At 57.9% G+C, this 7175-nt stretch carries 8 protein-coding genes; 4 read left to right on the forward strand and 4 right to left on the reverse strand.

What is annotated here, in order from left to right; genetic code table 11:
• On the forward strand, window positions 1-942 hold a 942-nt coding region (locus ACKWMY_RS27515), incomplete at its 5' end, for a hypothetical protein (protein WP_409487453.1).
• On the forward strand, window positions 942-1346 hold the full coding sequence (locus ACKWMY_RS27520; protein WP_368438807.1) for a DUF6911 family protein: 405 nt from the start codon (window positions 942-944) through the stop codon (window positions 1344-1346). The genes ACKWMY_RS27515 and ACKWMY_RS27520, both read left to right, overlap by 1 nt.
• A 50-nt stretch (window positions 1347-1396) precedes the next feature.
• Here ACKWMY_RS27520 and ACKWMY_RS27525 read toward each other — a convergent pair whose 3' ends face one another.
• Together ACKWMY_RS27525 and ACKWMY_RS27530 are read right to left on the reverse strand one after the other, a co-directional pair.
• A complete protein-coding gene (locus tag ACKWMY_RS27525) occupies window positions 1397-1609 on the reverse strand; it encodes a SymE family type I addiction module toxin (protein ID WP_368438808.1) in 213 nt (70 codons plus the stop codon).
• A gap of 82 nt (window positions 1610-1691) precedes the next feature.
• Complete coding sequence (locus ACKWMY_RS27530; RefSeq protein WP_235784822.1) at window positions 1692-2117, reverse strand: helix-turn-helix domain-containing protein; 426 nt, start codon at window positions 2115-2117, stop codon at window positions 1692-1694.
• A gap of 111 nt (window positions 2118-2228) precedes the next feature.
• Between ACKWMY_RS27530 and ACKWMY_RS27535 the strand changes: the two genes are divergently transcribed.
• Both ACKWMY_RS27535 and xerC read left to right on the forward strand, forming a co-directional pair.
• Window positions 2229-5282, forward strand: a complete 3054-nt coding sequence (locus ACKWMY_RS27535) for a CHC2 zinc finger domain-containing protein (protein WP_409487454.1) — start codon at window positions 2229-2231, stop codon at window positions 5280-5282.
• Window positions 5283-5285: 3 nt separating this feature from the next.
• Window positions 5286-6323, forward strand: coding sequence for a site-specific tyrosine recombinase XerC (xerC, locus tag ACKWMY_RS27540; protein WP_409487455.1), 1038 nt, complete (start codon window positions 5286-5288; stop codon window positions 6321-6323).
• 368 nt (window positions 6324-6691) lie between these two features.
• On the opposite strand, the gene ACKWMY_RS27545 is transcribed toward xerC, so the two are convergent.
• Entirely contained in the window at window positions 6692-6952 is a 261-nt protein-coding gene (locus tag ACKWMY_RS27545; protein WP_409487456.1) for a hypothetical protein, read from the reverse strand.
• 40 nt (window positions 6953-6992) lie between these two features.
• The coding region (locus ACKWMY_RS27550) for a hypothetical protein (protein ID WP_409487457.1) at window positions 6993-7175 on the reverse strand (183 nt) is incomplete at its 5' end.

Genomic DNA, 7175 nt, shown 5'->3' on the forward strand with positions numbered 1-7175 from the left:
GTGGAGAATAACTATCTGAGCAGCACGGAGAAGAGCCGCCAGACATATCTCAACAACAAACAGAACCTGACGCCAGAAGAGCAGAAAGATAAAGAGGCGTTAAATCGCAAGGATCTGGAAAGTGATCTGGCTGCTTACGCGGCCTGCAGTGGCAAAGGTGGTGACTGTGAGGCAGAAAGAGCGAAAGCGAAGGCCGCGCAAGATACCTACTTCAATCAGACCTACCAGAATCCGAAAGAGGCTCAGGCGGGGTATCAGCAGATACAGAATCTGTTGAACTCAACAGACCCGAATGCGAAGGAAGTATTTAACATTCTGGAAGGGTATACGCAGGCGTTCATGTCGTTTGGGTACACAGAGGAAGAAGCCAGAGCGAGAGCAGGAGCCTACGTTGGTTCAATGTACATCGCGGGTGGTCTGAGTGCTGTAGTCGCATCTGGAGCACTGACGAAACAGTTTGGGAAGGATGTAGCGTCGGGTACGAAACCTGGAAACTCAACGGCAAAACCAACAGTAACTGCGGAGTTGGAAATTAATGGTCAAAAATTTAAAGATACAAATCAAACAGCAAGGCCGGTAGATCAAGCGAACAAAAATGAAGCTACATTAATAGCTGATAGAGTCGCAAACAAAGAACAGAATCTGATAGATAAGGGAAAAACAGGGAATTTACCTCTGCCAAACAGCAACATGGCTAATGCTCATGCTGAGATAGGTGTTATACAGCAAGCTTATAATGCAGGAAAAACCCAAAATGCTAACCTAACGATCAATGTGGTGGGCAAAGATGTTTGTAGTTATTGCAAAGGTGATATAGCCGCAGCAGCTCAAGCTTCTGGAGCAAAATCGGTCACGGTAAATGCCATTGATAATAAGACAGGGTTACCAAAGAGTTACATATGGGAACCTGGTATGAAATCAATCAAGGAAATTAAAAAATAATGATAAGCTTTGAGCTGGGTGGATATTACTTTGACTATGATAGACGCGTGCAACTGCCTCTGATAACGCAACCATCAATAGTTCAGGTAATGAATTACTTGAGTATATTAAAAACTCATAACGGAATATTAGTTCTTGATAATGATCAAGAGGATAATCAAATTCCTTATAAGTTAACATTGTATTCTGATAGTGGGCTTTACATGGTGTTGCTTGAGACAATGATGGATGATGGTGATTTAGATATTAGGACTTTTTATAACAAGTCTGAGTCCAAAAATTTCATATCAATACTTGGCGAGCCGTATTCAGAAGCATCAATAGTTAAAGAGTTCGATTTGGTTATCGAGGTGGTTAAGGAGTTTTATGAGACTGGCAACGTATCAACGGATCTTCTGAACTAAGAATAAAATCCCGGCCTCAGTGCCGGGATTTTACTTTATAGACTAGATAATTACCCTTCTGTCGCCAACCGGATAATCAACTGCCCCGGCTCGGTGATCACCTCGATCTGCTGGCCGGTGGTGAATCCGAGCGGCTCCAGCCATCTTCCCTTGAGGGTGAGCTGGGGCAGCGGGTTGGGCCTGCCGCCGTTAGGGCGGTAGCCGACAATGCTCTTGCGGGCTTGGGGTGTGGCGGGTTCTGACTTATGATGTTGCTTAGCCATGGTAACTACTCCTGTTAGTTGCTGTGGTTAGCGGGTTGTCGGTGTTCCACCACCTTCAGCCCGCGCTCTAAAACTCGTCTCGTTAGCTGTCAGTCTCCTGCTGCTGTGCCTGGGCAATCACCGCATCCAGCATCTCTGCCACCATCTTCTGCCGGGCCTTCGGGAGCTGGCTGATGACCTCAATCTGCTGTTCCAGTCGGGATGCGGGGCCGCGCTTGCGCGGGGTGTGTTCCGTCTCTTCTCCGAGTAATCCTTCCAGAGAAACTGAAAGCAGCTTCGCTACAGCAGGCAGTATGGATATCTGTATCCGCCGCCTGCCAGCCTCCCAGGACTGCACGGCCTGTTGTGACACGTTCAGTTCCTTCGCCATCTGTGCCTGAGTCAGGCTGGCAGCCTTGCGCAGCGCGGACATACGCTTGCCCAGCGTAGCCATAAATATCTGTTCTTCATTGGTGACAGGAGCGGCCATCGTCGTTTTTACCGTGGTTGTGCGTGACTTGATGACCATAATCTACCTCCTGTTTTACAACTTACTGTTGTGTATACTACCAGCTGTGGTATGTTGTGGTCGAGTTATTTTTATCCAAACCCTATTGACAGGTTTTACAGGAGTTGAGCGATGGCGCGTATCCCACAGCACGAACTGGATGAACTGAAACGGTCAGTGTCGCTGGTGACGTTGGTACGGTCGCAGGGGCACAAGCTGCACAAGCAGGGCAAGGACTATGTGCTGTTGTGCCCGTTCCATCAGGAAAAGACGCCCTCGCTGGTCATCTCCCCGGACAAGAACCTGTATCACTGCTTCGGCTGTGGGGCGGCGGGGTCGGTGGTTGACTGGGTGATGAAAACCCACTCGGTCTCACTGCCCAAGGCCGTCGCGTTACTGCGTAACGAACCGGGAGCCTCCTCTGTTGCTGCGGCTGAAACCGCTGCTCCAACGGCTGCGGTACGCCCCAAACTCGCCGATCTGGATGATGATGGCCAGGCGCTGCTCAACCAGGTGATCGACTTCTACCATCAGCAGTTGCTGGCCTCCCCGGAGGCGCTGGCGTGGCTGGTCAATCGTGGCCTCAATCATCCTGAACTGGTGAGCCACTTCCGGCTGGGCTATGCCGGGACACATGGTATCGGCGGTGAGGCCGGGGTGTTGCCGTCGACTCAATCAAAGGAGGGCAAACGACTGCGGGAACGCCTGGTTGAGGCGGGGGTGTTGCGTTCACAAACTCGTCAGGATCACTTCCGGGGCTGTGTGGTGATGCCGGTGATCGGCTGGGCGGAGTCGGCCAACGTGGCGCAGCGTGGCCGGGTGTTGCAGCTCTACGGGCGCAGAACGCAGCCGGACTACAAAATCATCAAGGGTAATCCCAAACACCTGTATCTGCCGTCGCCGCTGGTTGGCGTGTGGAACGAAGAAGCGTTGAAAGCGTCCCCAGAGGTGATCCTGTGTGAGGCGCTGATCGATGCCATGACCTTCTGGTGCGCCGGGTTCCGTAACGTGATCGCCGCCTACGGTTGCAACGGCTTCACGGCGGATCATCTGGCGGTGTTGCAGTATCACGGTGTGAAGCGGGTGTTGATCGCCTTCGATCGGGACGAGGCCGGGGATCGCGGGGCGGAAACGGTAGCCAGTGATCTGCTGGAGCTGGGGATCGAAGCGTGGCGGGTGCGGTTCCCGCAAGGGCTGGATGCGAACGCGTTCGCGCTGAAAAGCGGTAACCCGGAGGCGGCGCTGGGACTGGCGTTGCAACAGGCGGCCTGGATGGGTCACGGCACCGGGCCGGGTACGGTGTTCTCCCATGAGACGCCGTTACGCAGTAACGATGACGACGCGGAGGGCCAGGGAGGTGCATCCATCTCTTCGTTAGTCGCCCCTGCGCCGGGCGTTGACGTCGTGCCGTGCGAGCAGACCGCCACGGGTGAGCTGTTGTTACGCTGTGGCCCGCGTGTCTGGCGGGTGCGGGGCTGGCAGAAAAACACCCTGCCGGAGGTGATGAAGGTCAACGTGCAGGTACGGGACGAGGCAAGCGGGGCGTTCCACGTTGACCAGCTCGACATGTACCACGCCAGGCAGCGGCAGAGTTATATCAGTACGGCGGTGGTCGAGCTGGGCTGTGAGCTGAGCGTGATCAAGCGTGAATGTGGCCGAGTGTTACTGATGCTGGAGCAGAAGCAGGATGAAGCCCGCCTGGCTGTGGAGCAGGCCGCGCCTGCTGCCGTGGCGTTGAGTACCGAGGATGAAAGCGCCGCGTTGGCGCTACTGAAATCCCCGGATCTGGCCGGGCAGATCGTGAGTGATCTGGCGGCCTGCGGGGTGGTGGGCGAGTCCACCAATCTGTTGACCGGCTATCTGGCGGCTACATCGCGCAAACTGGACAAGCCGCTGGCGGTGCTGATCCAGAGCAGCTCGGCGGCGGGCAAGTCGTCGCTGATGGACGCGGTGCTGGGGATGATGCCGGAAGAAGAACGCATCCAGTACAGCGCCATGACCGGGCAGAGCCTCTACTATCTGGGCGAAACCAGCCTGCAACACAAGATCCTGGCGATAGCGGAAGAGGAAGGGGTACGGCAGGCGGCCTATGCGCTGAAGCTGTTGCAGTCGGACGGAGAGTTGAAGATCGCCTCGACCGGCAAGGACGAGCAGAGCGGCGAACTGATGACGCGGGAGTACAAGGTGCAGGGGCCGGTGATGCTGATGCTGACCACCACAGCGATCGATGTGGACGAGGAGCTGTTGAACCGCTGTCTGGTGCTGACGGTGAACGAGAGCCGGGAACAGACGCAGGCGATACATGCGATGCAGCGCCACGGCCAGACGTTGGAAGGGCTGTTGGCGGTGAGCGAAAAGGGCTATCTGACGGCGTTGCACCAGAATGCACAACGGCTGCTCCGACCGCTGAAGGTGGTGAACCCGTTCGCGCATCGGCTCACGTTCCTGAGCGACAAGACCCGTACCCGGCGCGACCATATGAAATACCTCACCCTGATACAGTCGATAGCGTTGCTGCACCAGTACCAGCGAGACGTGAAACGGGCCGAGCACCGGGGCAGCGTTATCGAGTATATCGAGGTGACGCGGGAGGATATCGCGTTGGCGAACCGGCTGGCCCATGAGGTGCTGGGGCGGACGCTGGACGAGATGCCGCCGCAGACGCGCAAGCTGTTGGTGTTGCTGAAGGGCTGGGTTGGTGAAGCGGCTCGACAACAGGTGTTGAAGGTGGAAGAAGTACGGTTCACGCGGCGGGATATCCGGGCGGCGCTCCAGTGGGGCGATACCCAGCTCAAGGTCCACCTGGCCCGGCTGCTGGAAATGGAATATCTGGTGCTGCACCGGCGCGGACTGACGTATGAATATGGGTTGCTGTGGGACGGCGAGGATAACGGCGGGACGCATCTGTGTGGCTTGTTGGACGTGGCCGAGGCAGAAACGGCGGCAACGAACAGCGAGGGCAATGTGCTCCGGTCGGGGTCTGAGGCTGACCGGTCGGACGGGGTGGGCCATCGGTCGGCCCCCGGTCGGGGTGTGGTCGGTGGTCGGTCGGGTCGCCGAAAAGTGGCCTCAGCGCAGGCAGCCCAAGGCCCGGCGGCTCAATCGGTCGGTGTTGGCGAAAATGCAGTAATAAAGGGAAAAAAGAAAGCGACCTCACTGCCTTCGCCCCCGTTGCCGGAGGTGTAGCGGATGGCCTATCGCAAACCCCGCGCCGATGCGCTGCTGACCGTCGATGAAGTGTACCGCCAGCCGGTTGGCCCGGCGCATGACCCTAAAAGCCTGTATGCCTTGCTGCTGCGGTTCGTGGTGTGGCGGCGAGAGCGTAACTGGTCGGCAACCACCCTCAAAACCCAGACTCACCATCAATACCGGTTCATCCTGTGGGCCGCCGAGCGCGGGCTGTACTACCCGCAAGAGATCAGCCTGCCGATCCTGGAACGTTACCAACATCATCTGTTCAGCTACCGCAAAGCCAACGGCGAGTCGTTGGGGAGCCGGACGCAACGGAGTGCGTTACAGCCGCTTCAGGTATGGTTCCGCTGGATGGCCAAACAGCGCCTGATACTGGCGAACCCGGCGGCAGACCTCGAACTGCCGAGACTGGAGAAACGCCTGCCGCGCACCATCCTGAGTGTGGAACAGGTGGAAGACGTGCTGAACCACTGCGATCTGACGACGGCACAAGGGATCCGTGACCGGACGCTGATGGAACTGCTGTGGTCAACGGGGATCCGGCGGGGTGAGGTGCCAGCGCTGGACCTTTACAGCGTGGACGGTTCGCGGCACATCCTCACCATCGTGCAGGGCAAGGGGAAGCAGGATCGGGTGATCCCGGTGGGAGAACGTGCACTGTGGTGGGTGCAACACTATATGCAGCATACTCGCCCGGAGATGTTGAGTAACCCCGGGTGCAGAGCGTTGTTCCTGGCGATGGATGGCGTTGCCGGGCTGACGGCCAGCGGTGTGACGATGGCTGTTGTGCCCTACCTGAGGGCGGCGGGGATCATGAAGGGCAGTTGCCACCTGTTCCGGCATGCGATGGCGACGCAGATGCTGGAGAACGGCGCGGACCTGCGCTGGATCCAGGCGATGTTGGGCCACCGCAGCGTGGAGAGTACGCAGATCTACACACAGGTGTCGATCCGGGCGTTACAGGCGGTGCATGCCTCGACCCACCCAGCGGAGCAGTCGGACAGTGGGGAGCCGCCGGACAGCCAGCAAAGCTAGCTCAATCCCTGTGAGTACGGGACGTTCGGTGGGCGGCAGAGCGCGGCGTCCTTGCCGCGATCTGCCTTCATCAGGTGCGGAGTGCGCGGGGTAAATGGTCGCCCGTCCAGCGCTGGGCATCGGCGTTCTCTGGAGGTCAGTTGCTGGCCGAACGTCCATTAAACATAATGCGGGAGATTATCCGCCCCCGCCCCGGCGAGCTACCAAGGCCACCTGAGCTACGATAAGCGGTCCGTATGCGGATAATCTGCATTATGTCGTGCGCCACCGTGTCGGGCTGTAGGGTGGGGCCGCCATCCCTGGCGGCGTCGGGTTGGGTGCAAACGCTCGGCCAACGGCACAAAGGAGTTCGGCCCACAGGGCCTCCGCTAAAAGCGTTGATGCCCGGCCAGGCGTGGTCTGTCTACGCCGGGTCGTGCCACGCGGTGAAGCAGCGTGTCACTCCTTACCGTCTCGCCAGCCAACGCCTCCCACCCCGGTTCGGTGTTGGCATGCACACCCAGCGTTCCCTCAACCTCCTGCGTTCCAGAGCGCCGTTCCGTCGCTAGCGGGCCTCGCCAGCCCACACCCGGCAGGCGTCCAGGCAGCGGGCAGCCAAAAGACGCTGCCCACTGCCCGGCCACCGTCACAAAACCCCGACAGCGGTAATGGCAGAGACGAAAAGCGCTGTTATGATGTTGCGGTTGGTTGCTCTTTAACAGCGTTGGGGAAAATGGCGAAACGGGCTGAAAAAGCGCGTCTGGGGAAAAAGTTGCCCGGGCCTGAATGCACAGGGAAAAAGTAGTTGTAAGCTGCTGAGTGTACTAGGAAAAACGTTGTTCGCTGGCTGACTCCGCACTGGATGAAGTTGTT

It is taken from the genome of Serratia sp. J2, assembly GCF_046269175.1.
Classification (GTDB): domain Bacteria; phylum Pseudomonadota; class Gammaproteobacteria; order Enterobacterales; family Enterobacteriaceae; genus Chania; species Chania fonticola_C.